General features: G+C 45.3%; 17 protein-coding genes. 10 read left to right on the forward strand and 7 right to left on the reverse strand.

Annotated elements, in window-relative coordinates; genetic code table 11:
* Nucleotides 1–258: 258 nt before the first annotated feature.
* From QUA03_RS13290 to QUA03_RS13300, 3 genes are all read right to left on the reverse strand, one after another.
* On the reverse strand, nt 259–711 hold the full coding sequence (locus QUA03_RS13290; protein WP_333212684.1) for a hypothetical protein: 453 nt from the start codon (nt 709–711) through the stop codon (nt 259–261).
* A gap of 56 nt (nt 712–767) precedes the next feature.
* Complete coding sequence (locus QUA03_RS13295; protein ID WP_333212686.1) at nt 768–908, reverse strand: hypothetical protein; 141 nt, start codon at nt 906–908, stop codon at nt 768–770.
* Nucleotides 909–977: 69 nt separating this feature from the next.
* Complete coding sequence (locus QUA03_RS13300; RefSeq protein WP_333212687.1) at nt 978–1,268, reverse strand: hypothetical protein; 291 nt, start codon at nt 1,266–1,268, stop codon at nt 978–980.
* Between the two features lie 264 nt (nt 1,269–1,532).
* Between QUA03_RS13300 and QUA03_RS13305 the strand changes: the two genes are divergently transcribed.
* From QUA03_RS13305 to QUA03_RS13320, 4 genes are read left to right on the forward strand one after another with little or no spacing between them, the layout of a single operon-like run.
* A complete protein-coding gene (locus QUA03_RS13305; RefSeq protein ID WP_333212689.1) occupies nt 1,533–2,045 on the forward strand; it encodes a hypothetical protein in 513 nt (170 codons plus the stop codon).
* A gap of 53 nt (nt 2,046–2,098) precedes the next feature.
* Nucleotides 2,099–2,254: a type II toxin-antitoxin system HicB family antitoxin gene (locus QUA03_RS13310; RefSeq protein WP_333142591.1), complete on the forward strand. Its 156-nt coding sequence runs from the start codon at nt 2,099–2,101 to the stop codon at nt 2,252–2,254.
* A 23-nt stretch (nt 2,255–2,277) separates the two neighbouring features.
* Nucleotides 2,278–2,484: a hypothetical protein gene (locus QUA03_RS13315; RefSeq protein ID WP_333212691.1), complete on the forward strand. Its 207-nt coding sequence runs from the start codon at nt 2,278–2,280 to the stop codon at nt 2,482–2,484.
* Entirely contained in the window at nt 2,484–2,831 is a 348-nt protein-coding gene (locus QUA03_RS13320; RefSeq protein ID WP_333212693.1) for a type II toxin-antitoxin system PemK/MazF family toxin, read from the forward strand. The genes QUA03_RS13315 and QUA03_RS13320 overlap by 1 nt, the downstream gene beginning before the upstream one ends.
* On the opposite strand, the gene QUA03_RS13325 is transcribed toward QUA03_RS13320, so the two are convergent.
* Genes QUA03_RS13325 through QUA03_RS13335 form a run of 3 tightly spaced genes read right to left on the reverse strand, consistent with a single transcriptional unit; the run spans nt 2,819 to nt 4,308 of the window.
* On the reverse strand, nt 2,819–3,043 hold the full coding sequence (locus QUA03_RS13325) for a hypothetical protein (RefSeq protein WP_333212695.1): 225 nt from the start codon (nt 3,041–3,043) through the stop codon (nt 2,819–2,821). The two genes, QUA03_RS13320 and QUA03_RS13325, sit on opposite strands and share 13 nt — an antisense overlap.
* Nucleotides 3,027–3,887 carry a DUF6920 family protein gene (locus tag QUA03_RS13330; RefSeq protein ID WP_333212696.1) on the reverse strand — a complete coding sequence of 287 codons (861 nt, stop codon included), beginning with the start codon at nt 3,885–3,887 and terminating at the stop codon, nt 3,027–3,029. Before QUA03_RS13330 ends, QUA03_RS13325 begins: the two co-directional genes overlap by 17 nt.
* Before the next feature lie 46 nt (nt 3,888–3,933).
* Nucleotides 3,934–4,308, reverse strand: coding sequence for a DUF1257 domain-containing protein (locus QUA03_RS13335; protein ID WP_333212698.1), 375 nt, complete (start codon nt 4,306–4,308; stop codon nt 3,934–3,936).
* Nucleotides 4,309–4,570: 262 nt separating this feature from the next.
* Between QUA03_RS13335 and QUA03_RS13340 the strand changes: the two genes are divergently transcribed.
* The 3 genes from QUA03_RS13340 to QUA03_RS13350 all read left to right on the forward strand — a co-directional run bounded on the left by QUA03_RS13340 (nt 4,571) and on the right by QUA03_RS13350 (nt 10,532).
* Nucleotides 4,571–5,767, forward strand: coding sequence for a WD40 repeat domain-containing protein (locus QUA03_RS13340; RefSeq protein ID WP_333212700.1), 1,197 nt, complete (start codon nt 4,571–4,573; stop codon nt 5,765–5,767).
* Between the two features lie 692 nt (nt 5,768–6,459).
* A complete protein-coding gene (locus QUA03_RS13345) occupies nt 6,460–8,832 on the forward strand; it encodes a PAS domain S-box protein (protein ID WP_333212702.1) in 2,373 nt (790 codons plus the stop codon).
* Complete coding sequence (locus QUA03_RS13350) at nt 8,832–10,532, forward strand: EAL domain-containing protein (protein WP_333212704.1); 1,701 nt, start codon at nt 8,832–8,834, stop codon at nt 10,530–10,532. Before QUA03_RS13345 ends, QUA03_RS13350 begins: the two co-directional genes overlap by 1 nt.
* A gap of 47 nt (nt 10,533–10,579) precedes the next feature.
* On the opposite strand, the gene QUA03_RS13355 is transcribed toward QUA03_RS13350, so the two are convergent.
* A complete protein-coding gene (locus QUA03_RS13355; protein WP_333212706.1) occupies nt 10,580–11,911 on the reverse strand; it encodes a J domain-containing protein in 1,332 nt (443 codons plus the stop codon).
* 347 nt (nt 11,912–12,258) lie between these two features.
* On the opposite strand from QUA03_RS13355, the gene polA reads away from it, so the two are divergent.
* From polA to QUA03_RS13370, 3 genes are all read left to right on the forward strand, one after another.
* Nucleotides 12,259–15,363, forward strand: coding sequence for a DNA polymerase I (gene polA, locus QUA03_RS13360; RefSeq protein ID WP_333212708.1), 3,105 nt, complete (start codon nt 12,259–12,261; stop codon nt 15,361–15,363).
* Nucleotides 15,364–15,398: 35 nt separating this feature from the next.
* Nucleotides 15,399–16,319, forward strand: coding sequence for a DUF1698 domain-containing protein (locus tag QUA03_RS13365; RefSeq protein ID WP_333212709.1), 921 nt, complete (start codon nt 15,399–15,401; stop codon nt 16,317–16,319).
* A 70-nt stretch (nt 16,320–16,389) separates the two neighbouring features.
* Nucleotides 16,390–16,962 (forward strand): thermonuclease family protein, encoded by a 573-nt coding sequence (locus tag QUA03_RS13370; RefSeq protein ID WP_333212711.1) that lies wholly within the window; start codon nt 16,390–16,392, stop codon nt 16,960–16,962.
* Nucleotides 16,963–17,246: the final 284 nt, after the last annotated feature.

Below are 17,246 nucleotides of genomic sequence, written 5' to 3' on the forward strand. Positions count from 1 at the left end.
TGATCGCTGGTATTTATAATTATGAACTTTTTTTGAAGACAAACTAGCGCTCGTCTGAGACTTTCGCAAGAGGTCTACTGAGTCCCGTTGTTTGACTGATAGTTGCATCATCCAGGCGATCGAGCAATTGCCGCGCGATCGCATTTTAGTAGCGCTCGCGCGGCGGTATGATATTCCTTACGTTGAAACGATTTGGTAGTTGCGGGCGATCGCACTTGGGTTTTCTGGTTAGGGCGATCGCACTTCCCACACCACAATCTATTCTGGTTTTATCCAACCTTTAACGATCGCCTTCCCGACATTGACATAGGGATTGTCTAAAAACTCTTCGATCGCAGCTTCACCACCAGCTTGCAACGCACCAACCACGCGACGCTTGAAACCGGGGGTAGTTTCATCGTTAAAGTAAACAATTTTTTCAGCCTCAGTAGCGGTAGGATTAGTTTTCTCTAACTGTTTGAGCAATTGTTGAATTTCTTCTGCTGCATCAGAAAGAGTTTGTTTCTGTTGTGATTGTTGCACAAAATTGTTGTTGTCGGAGCTGGCATTCTCACCCATAGCCCCAGCCTGACCATAGTTATTATAGTGGGAAGTTTCTGACATTGATTTACTCTCTGATACGGGTTTATACTTTACATCTCCAGTGACGTTTCCTTGAACCCAAATGCCATCGAAACTACCGTTATTCATTCCTACATATTTCGGTTCCATAACTGATACCATCCTCATAATTACTGATTGGGATTTTTAGTCTGATGTTCATTCAGTTAATCATCAGAACCGAACAAGGCATTTCCACCGACATCTCCCTGTATCCAGTTACCTTTAACCTGACCGTTGTTGATAGATATCTGGTAAATTGCATCTTTTTCTTTCTCAATAAACTCATAGATTGCTCCAATAGCCAATTTGAGGTTTGGCTTATCGGTTGTAGTAAAAAGCTTTTTATCGCCAGAATTTAGAGTTAGTAATAAACCTTAGTGTTTTGGCTTAGTAAAGTTCCAAATCGCACCTCCAATCGCAGCCAAACTTAAGGCCAAACCTATTCCACTGTTTGCAAGACCAGCAATTGAACCCATTAAAAGAAGAGCAACTATAATTCCCCAAGGAATCGTTCCTATCTCTACCTCTCCTTCACTAAAATCTGTAATATTGTGAGTCTGGTAAACATTGTGTGAGAAACGAACTGTTTTTTTAGTTATGGTAATAACTTTATTCCTCTCTAAAGTGATGTTCTGATTACTTCCCAAGGGGTTTGCTGTTGCCATTCATTATACCTATAAAATTGATGGTTGAGACTATGTGAAGACACCCTTTTTAGCTCAAAGGCGCAACTATGCACCTGTCAATAGACACTCTAGTAAGATGCTTGTGTCCGGTTGATCCATGCTAGACCGATCGCCCAAAAATTGTCCATAAAAAAAAGTTGGAAAAAGTGGGAACTTCCTAAAATTCGGATGCGCTGCCCCAAAAGTTGCAAAAAGTTGGAAAAAGTTTGCTATAGTAACTAAAATTATCTCACCATCCAACCTATGGACAGTCCTCAGATATTGCAATTTGTCGATGAAGCTGTCTGCGCCACGACAGGCAAACATCTAAACAACTTGCAGCGCAAAATTATCACGGGAATACTGAATCGTAAAAAGTATACTGATGTTGCAGAAACTTATGGTTATAGTTCCCAGCACGTTAAAAAGGCTAGTCACGAGCTTTTGCAAATGTTATCTGAGGTGTTTGGCGAACCCGTTAAGAAAAGTAATCTTGAATCCGTTATAGAAAGACAGATAAATCAGAATATAAATCTGGGCAAAAATAATAATTTTCAAAATAACAGAATTAGCTACGTCAATAATTGCCCTAATCCCTCTACTTCTACCCCAGATGAAACTCAGCCGGAAAATCCCGACTTGCAGGAGGAAACCATAAATCAAACTAAGATTGAAACAATTGATAAATTACGGCAGTTTGGCTTGAGCGACGAGCAAATTGCAGAAGCGCTAGATATACCTTTAGAGCAGGTTAAACAGGTGAACTTGGACGAGTAAAGTCTGCTACAGTAATGAAAAGGTAAGTTGTGAAAATAAATTAGGAGAATTAATTGAAAATAAAAATTATTATTCACGAAGCAGAAGAAGGCGGATACTGGGCAGAAGTTCCTGCTATTCCTGGCTGTGCAACTGAGGGAGAAACTTTTGAGGAATTGCTGCAAAACCTCTATGAAGCGATCGAAGGTTGCCTTGTTGAAGTAAGATAAAATATCCCCAGATTTTTTCAGCTATGAACACAAAACTCATTGAATCCTTAGTACAAATCATCCAGACACTCTCAGAAGAGGAGCAATTGCTAATCAAAGCAAAACTATTTAATAACATCCCCTATCCTTCTACTGTGGAAATAACCCAGTTAGCCCAAAGCGGAGGAGTATTTCAATTCCTGCACGACGAACCTGATATTTACACCCTTGAAGATGGAGAGCCAATTTAGTGAAGCTAAAAAAAGGAGATATTGTTTTAGCTGAATTTCCCTTTACAGATTTGAGTCAGAAAAAGTTACGTCCGGCTTTAGTGCTGTGGGCAAGTTCAACCATAGATGAAATTACGCTCTGCTTCATTTCTTCGCAAAATGTCACTAGCCTAAGTTTAGATGAATTTGCTTTAAATGCTTCAGATCCCGAATTTTCCAGCACGGGATTAAAAGTATCTTCTAAAGTTAGAGTGACTCGGATTGTCAGTCTTGAACAGAGATTAATACTGAGACGATTGGGCAAGTTAGGAAGTCAGCAAATGCAGGAATTGAATGCAACTATCATACAAGCATTTCAATTAGTATAGCCTTGTTTACTCTCGCGTACTTGGCGGAAACGATCGCAAATCTCTGCAATAAAGGTTTCGCCGTCAATCGGGGGAGTATGTTCGGACATGGCAACAGCAGCATCTATCTTAACTCGTACAGAATCTATCCGCTGGCGATCGGCGCGATCGTACTCATCTAACAATCGCAAAGCAACTTCACAACACAAACTAGAATCATCGTGCAAACTCATAGGCAATATTCATGATGCGGCCGCGCCAGTAGGGCAATAGCGAGCCATCAGGCAGTTGCCACGCCACCTCACCGGAGAGCGGAATCCGCATACCGTCTCGCAATTCGTAGTCCCAGAAACGGCCCTGCCAGGGCGCAAACACCAGTCCCCCGTTAACTGTACGGGCGCGGGCCTCGGCGCGGACAGTGGCGATTAGCCCTGCTTCATCAAAGCGGAAATCCAGGGAAACAGCGGTATCGCCATCCTGTAGCGTTGCTCTGGCCGAAGAATTGTCGATCGCCTCCCAGCGAACACCCTGACTCGGCAGCAGTCTCGTCGGATACCAAGCAGCCTCCGCGAAAAAGCGCATCAGTTCCCCTTGTGCCGCTTCTGGAGTGCCGCGGATATCCGCCAGAGTCACCAGGCCCAGCAGCGCCGCATGGAGGATGCCTTCGCCAGAAATGTAGGCATCATGAACAAACGCATTGATACCGGGCATCATGGCAATTCGCCCATCCCAGTCAAAGCCAGGGCGCTGAGTAATTACCAGTTGAGTTGAGGTGAAGGCGCTCCATTTTTCTGCGGTTTCGCTCATGTTAAACGTGCCTTCGTGGGAAACCCGCGCTGCTGCAATTAGCGGTTGTCCATCCTTCAGCACCGCGCGAAAGTAGCGCTGCACGGGCTGGGGTAAATCGGCGATTTCCCGCGCATCAAATGTGAGAGGTTTAATCGGCAAGCGTGCAGCTTCCAGATTCGCTCGCAGTTCCTTGGTACCCAGATGCCAGCGGTATGCTCCAAGGGCGATCGCCCCAACAATGCCAACTACAAGCGCCAGGATGATTAGTACGATCGCCGATCGCCACATAGTGATTCCTCTTGGTAAGTAAAAACGAGTTAATCAAGGGCGAGTCTTAAACCCATCGACCCACTACAACTCTCACCGTTCCATCTGCCAAAGTTTCCTCTTCTTCAACATGAAAACCCTCAGACTGCACCGCCGCCATCAAACTTTTGCGCGCGTATTTTTGACTAATTGAATTGACAAATTCCTGCTGATTAATTCGAGCGCCCCAAAAATCCGCCACCAATTCGTAATCCTCTTCGCTGCGGCGAAAACCCAAATCGTAACCATTGGATTGCCGAATCACGTACTCGGCATTAGTTTTGTCACCGCGATAACCCCGTACCTGCACATTGCACTCTACTTGATAACCCAACTCTTCCAACACTTGATGTAGCAGTTCGCCGTTCTTGATCTGAACCTTGATCGTTGTGAAGTGTGACATATCACTTTCGGATTTGTGTGTGAAACGCTGATTTGATTATAATACTATAAAGTGCAACAGTCAATAAGTTATAAGTTGCGAGCTTAAACGAGGTTTTAGCGTCACCGAAAGCAGCCCGGTTACAAGACCCCGGCTTCATATGTGCAGAAAATTACCACAGAGTATCCGATAACAATTGCCCCGATTTATCCGTGCGTGAGTTCGCTTTTTTTACTAATCCAATTCTTCAATCCAAAATCTAAAATCTAAAATCTAAAATCGTATGATGCCCGACAATCCTAACCAACCCAGAGAATATGATGCCGTCCTCGGCGGTCAAAGTCAAATCCCGATCGCCGGTGCAGTTTTGGGAGGCATCGCCGGGGTCAAGCAGCGCTTCAACAGTCCTAGTATCGAGGCTCGGATTGCCGCTGTTAAAGATGCTCCTAAATACGGAGGCGCTGGTTTAAATTTAGCAATTGAGGCGCTGCTTGACCCCGCACCAGAAGTGCAGCGAGTTGCTTATTTAATTTTGCGATCGAGGACAGAACCTCTAGTGCGCCAAGCTTTAAAAGACTTCGTGCCTTACAAGCTTTTTGACTGTATCCGCACTGTCAAAACTGGGACAAATGTTGCGATTAGTCCCGGAGGCGATCGCACGGCGAGTTTGCACGGGAAAATAATTAGAATTTGCGATGTTGATACAGGAGAAATACTCTATACTGTTGACAAGTATCCCCGCGCTCAAGAAACTTTTATCCTTTGCCAAGAAAGCGAAGTTTTTGTGAGGAGTAGAAATACTCCGAAACACCGTGCGCTCGAAATTTGGCAGGGAGGAGAATTGCAGCATACTTCCCTCGGACATGAAGCGGAAATTAGCGCAATTGCCGTCAGTCCCGACAGTCAAGTTATCGCCAGCGGTTCGGCAGATACTACTATCAAAATTTGGAATTTAGAAACGGGAAAGTTAATCTGTACTTTTGGCAATCTTTTAACTTGGGGAGCTCATAAAGCAGGAATTGTTAGTATTGCTTTTAGCCCGATCGCACAAACTCTCGCTAGCAGCAGTTCTGACGGTACAATTAAACTGTGGAACCTCCGCAGCAGAGAATGCTTCCAAACAATTAAGGGTTATGCGAATTGTCTGGCTTTGGGTCCAGACGGGCAGACTTTGGCTACTGGCGGCTGGGACAGAAACATTCAACTGCGCCAGCTATCGAATCCAGATAGTTCAATCACATTGGCAGGGCATTTTAACTCGATAAATGCGATCGCCTTTAGCCCAGACGGACTCACTGTTGTCAGTGCTAGCGCGGATGGTAATATCAAATTTTGGAATGCCAGTAGCGGCGACAACTTTTACACTCTCAGCGGACATCAAAGCTCTGTTACTTGTCTTACTTTTAGCACGGATGGTGAAACTATTATCAGTGGTAGTATAGACAAAACTGTCAAAATTTGGGGAGTTATACCATTTTAGATTGTAGATTTTAGATTTTAGATTGAAGAATAGGGAATGACTGCTCGGCTATAGGTTTGGAGCTTGCCTAAAGTTGCAATTTAATTGAGGGCTATTAATTGAATTTTCGCGAATACCCGACTAAAACAATATTGTTCCGATGCAAACCCAAAGGATATTATTCTTATATTTTTTATCACTCAACCCGATCTTTTTTCGTATAAACCCGGTTTCGCAAGGCAAGCCTGCGTCCAGGACTATTCTCATAAAACTCGCTCGGACGGACTTCCTAACTACAAACACCTGTTATGACTGGTAATTGACCGGACATGATATCAAGAGTGCGTCCTGGACTGTTTAATATTTCAATTTTCCCGATTCCCTCTTCCTCGGTGCGTGAATCTACGCAAACAAATATAATAAATTTACAATCCCAGTTCTTGTGCAAGCCGAAGATTGCGAAAATTCTTTTTTCACTAATACAAATTGTTACCGTAAAAATACCGAGTGGCAGGCATTATTCAGCTTATTATCAATTTGTGAACCGTCGCCATAAATCCTAAGTTAGCCGCAATTTCTGAATCCTTTAAAGTAGCTTTAATATATCGCATCTTGGTCGGATGAGTATTCCTGCTAATTGTAATATTTGACTTAAAAAGTTTATGCTTAAAAGATAGGCTAGGGTTAAATATACAGTGCGCCCTAGAGTAACCATGTCACACTGCAACCAATCCATCTGTCGTTCCCGCAATTTCGCAGAAATGTGCGATACTGCTGCCAGTTGGCAGCAAAAAGCCGATCGACTAACGGTAGAACTAAACACCACCCAGGATCTGCTTCACGCAGAAATCGATCGGCTTAAACAAGCCAACGAAACCCTTCACACCGCTGTCAGTTGTGCCCCAATTTTCCTGTGGGCAACAGACAGAGAAGGCAAGTTAACCCTTGCAGCAGGGAAAGAATTAGAAAATTTGGGACTCAAACCAGGTGCAACTGTCGGGCGATCGATTTTTGAAGTTTACAGCAGCCAACCAGATATCTTAGAAAATATTGCCGAGGTACTAGCAGGAAACGATCGTACTTGGAACATCCGAGAGAGGCATTTTATTCACGAAATTCGATCGGCAGCCCTGCGAGATGGAAACGGCGAAGTTGTCGGCGCAGTTGGTGTTTCTACTGAAATTACCGAGCGCGAGCACTCCATCGCTACTCTGGAAACGGCAAATCAAGAATTAGAAGAGAGACTTCAGCAGCAGACGGCAGTCTTCAATGCAGCACTTGCCGAAAGCGAAAAAAAGTACCGCAACCTCGTAGAAACCTCCCAAGAATTGATTTGGTCGATCGATATTGAAGGCCTCTTGACTTTTGTCAATTCCGCCGCCAAACGCATCTACGGTTACGAACCGCCAGAAATGATCGGACGCCGCTTCACCGATTTTTTAGTTTCCGATCAAGAAAGTAGACCAAGAGAAATATTTGCCCAACTTTTAGCGAGAACCAAACTTCAGCCACAAACAGCTAATTCTCCTTACGAAACAGTACACATTCGCAAAGACGGTACTCCCGTCCACCTGCGCGTCAACAGCATCGTCAACCAAGCTGAAAACGGCGCTATTTTAGGCTTGTGCGGAACGGCAACAGATATTAGCGATCACAAGCGATCGGAAGAAGCACTCCAAGAAGCTACAGACCAACTTCGCGCCGTTTTGGATGCCGTACCCGGACTGATTTCTTGGATCAGTTCAGATTTGCGGTATATCGGAGTCAACCAGCACCTAGCAACCTCATTCAACCTGTCTCCTGAAAGCTTTGTCGGTCAAGAAATCAACTTTCTCGACAAAGGCTCGACTTTCGGAGAACTGATCAGAAAATTTTTTGCCAGTTCATCTCAGCAAACCTGTCAAGAAATAGACATTGAAATTAACGGTTTCGTCCGAAACTATTTGATAGTCGCTCAGAAATATCATCAGGGAACCGCAGCAGTTTCCGTAGGAATAGACATTACCGACCGCAAGCGTGCGGAAGCTATCAAAAACCAATTGATCTGCTCGTTGCAAGAATCAGAACACAAATTTCGCAGCCTTTATGAAGCCACCAGCGACGCAGTAATGTTGCTTGACGAAAAGGAGTTTTTTGACTGCAACCTCGCTACTTTAAAAATATTTGGCTGTAGCAGCACAAAACAATTTTACGGCAAAAAACTGAGCGACTTTTCCCCACAATTTCAGCCTAGTGGACAAGACTCATCCAGTCTAGCAATACAGAGAATATCGACAGCAATGCAAACAGGTAGCTGTCGCTTTGACTGGGTACACAAACGAATCGACGGTTCAGAATTTCCCGCTGAAGTGCTGTTAAATGCAATGGAAATTAACGGACGAAAAGTAATTCAAGGAGTAGTACGGGATATTACAGATCGCAAGCGCGACGAAGATGGCATCAAAGCATCCCTCGCAGAAAAAGAAGTTCTCCTCAAAGAAATTCACCACCGTGTCAAAAACAACCTCCAAGTTATTTCCAGTTTGCTCAAACTTCAGTCACGCTACATCCAAGACAGCCACGTTAGTGAAATGTTAAAAGAAAGTCAAAACCGAGTCAGATCAATGGCCCTGGTTCACGAACAATTGTATCAATCCAAAGACTTGTCAAACATTGACTTTGCTGAATACATCCAAAATCTCGCCTACAATTTATTCCAAGCTTATGAAATTCATGCAGAAGGCGTTAAGTTGCAAACAAATATTGCGCCGTCTTCTCTTAATATTGATACGGCAGTTCCTTGCGGGTTAATTATCAACGAGCTTGTGACAAATGCCATTAAATATGCCTTTAAAGGACAAGTTAAAGGTAAAATTAACATAGATTTCACTTTAGATAATAACAGAGTTTGCGTGCTAACTGTGAGCGACAGCGGAATTGGTTTCCCTCAAGACTTAGATTATCGCAAAGCCCGAACTTTGGGTTTGCGACTGGTCGGGTCTTTAGTCAAGCAAATCCGGGGGAGAATAGAACTGTTAGAAACTCCTGGCACGACTTTTAGAATAACCTTTTCTCAACCCAATTTGCACTCTGAGGAGAAAAAATAGTGTCCAACAAAAAAATTCTGATCGTTGAAGACGAGAGCATCATTGCGGAAGACATTTCCGACAGTTTGATATCTCTAGGATATAGAATAACTGGCATGGTTTATTCTGGAGAAGAAGCGATTGAATCGGCAGCCAACTTGCGCCCGGATTTAGTTTTAATGGATGTCAACCTGCAAGGAGAAATCGACGGCATTACAGCAGCCGAAGAAATTCGCTTGCGCTTTCAAATTCCGGTAGTTTATCTGACAGCTTATGCCGATGAAACTACTTTGCGACGAGTCAATAGTACAAAACCGTTCGGATATATTGTCAAGCCATTTGAAGAAAAAAACTTGCACACAACTATTCAACTGGCACTCTACCGACATCAGTATGACAGCTTGACAAACCTGCCGAACCGTTCATTTTTGCGAGAAAAGTTAAGTCGAGAATTAGATGGTCAAAAAGAATTGTCAGGAGTCGTTCCAGTTGTCACGCTTAGCTTAGATAAAATCAACCGCATTAACAGTACCTGGGGACACGATATCGGGGACTCGGTGCTTTGCAGCATCGCCCAGCGGCTAACTAACTGCATGGAAAATATTAATATTGTTGCTCGTTTGGAAGCAGCCGAATTCGCGCTGATTCTCAAACCAGTTGCAGAAAAACAGGATGTGGCTAAGATTGCTCAAAGCATTTTAGATATTGTATCCCAAGGTATGATTGTCAAAGATTACGAAGTTTCTGTCACTGCTAGTATGGGGATCTGCTTGTATCCCGGTGACGGCACCGACGGAGATGAAATGCTGAAAAATGCTTATATAGCCATGTATCAATCTCAGCAGAAAGGCGGCAATACTTATCATTTTTATACGGCAAAAAATGCTAATTTGTTTATCAATACACTTCTTCAAGAAACTTCACTGCGCCAGGCTTTAAAAAGCTCAGAATTTGAAGTATACTATCAGCCGCAAATAGAAATCAAAACAGGTAAAATTATTGGTGCTGAAGCTTTGGTGCGCTGGAATCATCCAGAACGGGGGCGAGTTTCTCCGGGGGAATTTATTCCGATGGCTGAAGAAATTGGCTTGATTGCGCCGTTGGGTGAATGGGTATTAGAGACTGCTTGCAGGCAAACTAAAACATGGCAAAGAGCAGGTTTGCCGCCCCTGCGAGTGGCAGTTAACGTGTCAGCCCGTCAATTCGAGCGCAAAAATTTCACGGAAAGAGTCAGGGAGATATTAACAGAAACTGGTCTTGATCCCAAGTGTTTGGAATTAGAACTGACGGAAAGTCTGGTTTTGCAAGACGAAATTGCAGCAGCTAAAGCTTTTACGATGTGGAAAGATCAGGGTATTAGGATAGCAATTGATGATTTTGGGACTGGATATTCTTCTTTGAGTTATCCGAAACGCTTTCCGTTTGATGCGATAAAAATAGACAAGAGTTTTATTCGCAACATTGCAGACGATCGCCAAAATGCAGCGATAACAATAGCGATTATTCAAATGGCACACTGCATGAACATGACGGTGGTGGCTGAGGGGGTAGAAAATGAGCAGGAACTTGATTTTTTGTGCGAGTACGAATGTGACGAAATTCAAGGCTATCTTTTCAGTCATGCTTTGCCAAGCGCTGAGTTTGAAGCGCTGCTGAAAAGCGATAAGTGCTGGAATTTAGATCAATTCCGGTTGCAATCCTCCGGAATTGTTGAGTGTTGAGTGTTGACAGTTGACTGTTGACAACTGACAACTGACAACTGACTAATTCAAAAGATACGATCGCCCAACCAACTTCCCAGCCACAGCCCGAAACCCGAAGTAGCCACCAACAGGATAACCGTGTAAAGCCCGCTGCTGGTGTGGATCAACCTTTCTGCCGCTACCATCCGCGCCACAACTCCAGCAATAATGCCGATCGCAGCCCAAGCCCCATAAACAGTCTTAGACCCGGCGATAGCCAAGGCTTCGACGATCGCCCCCGAACCCGCCCCAGCCAAAACCCCCGCCCACGCCCCAATCCCCAGCCCGATCGCACCAGAGAGCCCCACGGGGCCGCCAGAATTCACGCCTAGTTCCGTCGCCAGCCCGCACGTCAAGCCAACAATCGCCCAACACACCGCCGTCACCAACGCCTTAACCCAATTCCCCGAATCCGTTCCAGCCATCAATCCCACCACTGTCACCACTCCCCCTACAGCCAAAACAGCAGCCACAGCCCGCGACTCAGCCTCGGAACTGGCGATCGCCCCCAAACCAGCCCCAACTGCCGCCCAAGCAGCCCCTGTTTCCTTTCCTCCCGCCTGAAAACCGGCGATCGATCCCCCTACGGCCCCAGCCAAAACTAACGCTGCCAGCCACACTCTAGGCGTTGCCGAACCCTCCGCCAGCAAAATCGCGGCCCACAGCCAATCTGCACCGCAGATTAAAGCCCACATCCACAGCGGGGCGTCTGATACTGATACCGTCAAAATCCAACCGGTCAAAGCGTAACTCGCCACGGCGATTGCCAGCGGCCACCAAGGGAAGCTTGAATAGTGTTGAGATGGCCGTACTTCCCTCGGCGCGCTTCGCGGTTTTGAGTATTGAGTTGAAAATTCTTTTTTCTTTTTCGAGATAAGCTTTCGATAGTTTTGAGATGGCCGTGCTTGCCTCGCAACGCTTCGCCCTGGTTGCTTTGTGCCCCGCCACGCTTGACGATTGTCAGTGGTAAATCGTTTCTTGCTTGAAGAGTTTTTTTGAGTGAGAAATTTTTTGGAGGCAGCTTTTGGGCGGGTTTGACGGCGCTGGGAACCAGGCCTGGCTGCTGATTTTCCAGAACGCCTTCTCAGCGGCTTTTCCGGCGCAGGGGGCGGTGGCTGCTGAAACTGTTGTTCGATCGACCTCGATGATTCAGGCTGACTCAGAAACAACACCAACTGCTGGTAAGCTTCATTAATTTCTGTTAATCGTTGTTGAGCTTTTTGTTGCAGGCGATCGTTGTGGGCAAACCGATCGGGATGCCACACAAACGCTAAATCCCTGTAAGCACGCTTAATTTCTTCTAGGGAACTTCCCGGCTCAATTTCGAGGATTTCGTAGCATCGATTAATGTCAGCCATAGGCTTGGGGCAGGTGTTTGTAAATTCGCGTGAAGCGAAGCTATCCCGTAGGGAATCGTACTTAACATCTTGTACTATTCTCAGCCAAGCTGCACAGTAAGCCGAGATCCGATCGAGTGTCAAGCGTCCTCAAGTCTGCGGGTCATTCGATTTTAGATTTTAGATTTTAGATTTTGGATTGACGCCACGGATAAATTCGGGGGCTTGAGGATTTTAGATTTTAGATTTTAGATTTTGGATTGATTCCACGGATAAATCACGTGGCGGGTACCACCTTTGAAATTCTTGGTCATCCTTCCGGTCGATCGATGCAGGCGGACAACTGAGTACAATGAGAAAATCCTTTCGTGCGATCGGTATTTGTGTCTGTGTCGGCAAATCAAGCTCCCATCTTCATCTTAGTTGACGGCCACTCCCTGGCCTTTCGATCCTACTTCGCCTTTGCCAAAAGTCGAGACGGAGGCTTGCGAACTACGACAGGCATTCCCACCAGCGTCTGTTTTGGCTTTCTCAAGTCGCTGCTGGAAGTTATGGCGGCCCACGACCCCCAGTACATGGCGATCGCCTTTGACCTCGCCACACCCACATTTCGCCACGAAGCAGACGAAACTTACAAAGCCGGTCGTGCGGAAACTCCCGAAGATTTTATTCCCGATATCAAAAACCTGCAAGAACTCCTCAGCTATTTGAATTTACCCGCCATAACTGCTCCCGGCTACGAGGCCGACGATGTTTTGGGAACTTTGGCAAACAAAGCCAGCGCCGCCGGTTATCAGGTCAAAATCCTCACGGGCGATCGAGATTTGTTTCAATTAGTAGAAACCGAAAAACAAATCAGCGTATTATATTTGAGTACCGATGAACTCAGGCGATCGGGCAAAGGCAAATCCCAAGAATACGGCCCGGAAGCAGTCAAAGAAAAACTCGGCATTTTGCCAGAACAAGTAGTAGATTACAAAGCTTTGTGCGGCGACAAATCCGATAACATCCCCGGAGTCAAAGGCATCGGCGACAAAACCGCCCTGCAATTGCTGGAAGCTTACAATTCCCTTGATGGAATTTATGCAGCCATCGATGAGATTAAAGGGGCTACTAAGAAAAAGCTAGAAGAAGGCAAAGAAGTGGCTTATCATTCTCAACGCATGGCGACAATTGTCCAAGACGTGCCATTAGAAATCAATTTAGAAGATTGCAAGCTTATAGGTTTTGACGAATCAGCCTTGATTCCCATGCTGGAAAAGTTGGAATTTAAGACATTTTTAAGCAAAGTTAAACAAATTCAAAAGCGTTTTGGTGGTGTAGAAGAACCATTGGCAAAGGGCGGGCAAGATGCCCACCCCACAATCAATTCACTGGAGAGTGGAACAGGCATCTTGCCTGTTGCAAAGGGCGGGCAAGATGCCCAACCCCTACTCCCCACAATAGATAAGTCACCTCAAACTTCTGAAATTTCAGAAGATGAAAGTGACACATTTTACAGTTTGGCAGAAACCCTAGCCGCCCAGCAGGAAAACAAATTACCAATTAAACCCCGAATAATTCAAACAACCGAACAGTTAAATGAATTAGTCGAACTGCTGCAAACCTTCACCCACAAAGCCTCACCCGTGGCGTGGGATACCGAAACCACCGCGATCGAACCGCGAGACGCCGAATTAGTCGGAATTGGCTGCTGTTGGGGAACCGGCGGAGAGGATCTCGCTTACATTCCCACGGGACACAAAACGGGCACAAACTTGGACAAAGCCACAGTTTTAAATGCTTTGCGTCCGATTTTGGAAAGCGAGAATTATCCCAAAGCGCTGCAAAATGCTAAGTTCGATCGATCGATCCTGCGCTGTCAGGGAATCAAACTAGCAGGAGTCGTCTTCGACACCATGCTAGCCAGTTACGTACTCAATCCCGAAACCAGCCACAGCCTCAGCGAATTGTCCAAGAAATACTTAGTCGAGTCAGAAGACAATCACAGTGTCAGCGAATCGTTAAGGGAATACTTACGCACTAATCCCAAAAATTATAATCAATTAGTACCAAAAAACAAAACAATTGCTGACATCAGCATTCGAGAAGTAGCCGACTACTGCGGCATGGATGTTTACACTACATTTCACTTAGTTAAGGAACTTAAAGCCAAATTGAAGGAAGCTGATGAATCTAGCTTTCCCGGAAAAACTTTGGAGGGGTTATTGCTGGAAGTAGAACAGCCCCTAGAACCAGTTTTAGCAGAAATGGAATACTGCGGAATTCGCATTGATTCAGCATATCTGCAAGAACTATCGCAACAGCTAGAAAAGAGCTTAACAGAAATAGAAGAAAAAACTTATGCCGCAGCGGGAAGAAAGTTTAATTTAGGTTCCCCGAAACAACTCAGCGAAATCTTGTTAGAAAAAATCCCGGATGAGTTTCAGAAAAAGTCTCGCAAAACTAAGACGGGATACTCTACAGACGCGGCTGTTTTGGATAAATTGCAAGGAGACCACCCGATTGTAGACGATTTATTAGAACACCGAACATTATCCAAGTTGAAATCAACTTATGTCGATGCTTTGCCTCAGTTAGTGCGTAAGGATACTGGGCGAGTGCATACAGATTTCAACCAAGCGGCAACTGGTACGGGAAGGCTTTCTTCTTCTAATCCAAATTTACAAAATATTCCCATCCGCACCGAGTTTTCACGGCAAATTCGCAAGGCTTTTTTACCAGAAGCAGGTTGGCTGATGGTGTCGGCTGACTATTCTCAAATCGAACTGCGAATTTTGGCTCATTTGAGTCAAGAACCTGTGTTAATTGAAGCTTATCAAAATAACCGAGATGTGCATACCGTAACCGCTCAACTGTTGTTTGAAAAGGAAGAAATAACTCCCGACGAGCGCAGGTTTGGCAAGACGATTAATTTTGGGGTAGTTTACGGTATGGGGGCGATTAAGTTTGGCAAATCGATGGGTAAAAGCGCAGCAGACGGCAAAGAGTTTATTAAGCGATTTAACGAGCGTTACAGTAAAGTTTTTGAATATTTGGAGAAAGTAAAAAAACAGGCGATCGCCCTCGGCTATGTTACCACAATTCTAGGCCGCCGCCGCTATCTAAACTTCGACAAAAATGGCAGCCTCCGCCGCTTACAAGGCAGCAATCCCGAAGACATTCGCTCAAACGAACTTAAATCTCTCAGCAGAGATGACGCCCAATCTTTGCGGGCGGCAGCCAACGCTCCCATTCAAGGTTCCAGTGCTGATATCATTAAACTTGCCATGATTGAGGTACACAAAATTTTGCAAAACTATCAGGCCCGGCTGCTGCTGCAAGTTCACGATGAATTAATATTTGAAGTACCTCCCGATGAATGGGAAGAATTGCAACCGAAAATTAGAACTGCGATGGAAAATGCTCTGCAACTTAGCGTACCGCTGATAGTTGACATCCACGCTGGGCAAAATTGGATGGAAACTAAATAGACAGCAGCAACCGCACTTTTGGGAGAAAAAACAAGATGATGACAGCAGAAACACAAACTTTGTGGCAGCAGTTAAACGACTTAAAAAAACGCGCCACCGATTTAAACTTGCGCTTTTCTCAAGCAGCTCAAAAACTGCAAGACACGGGCACTCCTTTATCCGAAAGCTTGATTGAAGAATTAGCCGTCTACCGCCAAGATTTTGACAAGCTATGTGCCAAAACTCAGCAATTGCCAAGCCCGCAAGCTGCACCTGCGGAGATTGTTTCTCTACAAGATATCGAAAGATTGTTGCTAAAAGCAGAAGTAGCAAAAATTCCCACTTGGCATCACTGCATTGACCTCGGTTGCGGAGTCATCACTCCCGGCGGCGGTAAAACCTCATCTCCCCAAACCGAAGAAAAAATTGGACTTCCCCAAAGTTTAGCAGGAATGACTGTTTTAGATGTCGGTGCTTGGGATGGATTTTATTCTTTTGCCGCCGAAAGGCGCGGGGCTAAGCGCGTTTTGGCTACAGATTCCTTTGTTTGGCAATCCCCCGATGTTGGCAAAGGAGGATTTGAGTTAGCCCGCAGAGTGCTCAACTCTCAAGTTGAAGATATGGAGATAGACGTGCTCGACCTTTCGCCGGAGAAAGTAGGGGTTTTTGATTTGGTTTTGTTCTTGGGAGTGCTTTACCATATGAGGCATCCCCTGCTGGCCCTCGATCGAGTTTTCAGTGTCACCGGCAAACAGTTAATATTAGAAACTCACGTTGATATGCTCGATTGTCCAAGACCGGCAGCGGCGTTTTACTCTGGCCGCGAACTGAATAATGACCCGACGAATTGGTTCGGGCCAAATGCTCTGGCGGTGAAAGGAATGCTGGAAAGTGCAGGGTTCCGCGACATTAAGGTTGTTAATACTTCGCAGGCTAGCGGTACGTGCGCCCGGATGGTTTTTCACGCTTGGCGTTAGGGAAAGACTGAAAGTGCGATCGGTTAATTAAACTCACCACATAAATGTAAAGTAATGTACAGGCAGAAATATGAGCCAACTTAAAATCGCTATTTTCCCAAAAATAAAAACCTTAAGTGCAGTTGCTCTGCTATTGCTACTATTCGGGTGTCCACAAAAGTTAGCGCCCAACAACTATGCTGTCAAGCGAGTCAGCGACGGCGACACCCTTGTCGCCAGCGATGCCGCCGGGAAAGATATAAAAGTGCGTTTTGCCTGTATTGATGCACCGGAAGTCGCGCACACAAATGCTGAGAAAAATAGCAAAGCAGCAGCAAAAAAAAATCAATTTAAGTGGGGAAATCTAGCGCACCAAAGAATGCAGCAGCTAGTCAAACAAGGAGGCGGTCGCGTTGTTTTGACCGTCACGGATACTGACCGCTACGGCCGCAAAGTTAGCGAAGTTCGCTTGCCAAATGGTACATTTGCCCAAGAAGTTTTGACCCGCGAAGGATTAGCAATGGTTTACCGTCCTTACTTGAAAAACTGTCCGAGTGCAAGTATTTTGGAACAAGCGGAAGCCGAAGCTAAGAAAAATCGCCGCGGCGTTTGGGGAGATTCTAAGTTTGTGCCCGCGTGGAAATTTCGGAACAGTGATAAATGATGGGAAGAAAGCCCTTCGACTTCGCGATCGGGTAAAAAGAAGGAAAATGGTAGGAGTACGAGCTAACTCTTGCCTTCGGAGTTTTGTTAGTCTAGTATTGCCACAAGTTTCAACCGATTTGTATATTGACAGGGACAGGATTATGTTGTTGGGGTGGAATCTGGGAACCTCTATCAGACATTTACAGTCTTGGACTCACTCCGGTTTTGTTAAACCCCGTCTATACTAGAAATCTTAGGTTTAGCTGCTCCGCATCGACCCAGAAAGCGGGTTTCTAGAGACCG

Origin of the sequence: Microcoleus sp. S36b_A4 (assembly GCF_036700645.1) — a bacterium.
In the GTDB taxonomy this organism is placed as follows: domain Bacteria; phylum Cyanobacteriota; class Cyanobacteriia; order Cyanobacteriales; family Microcoleaceae; genus Microcoleus.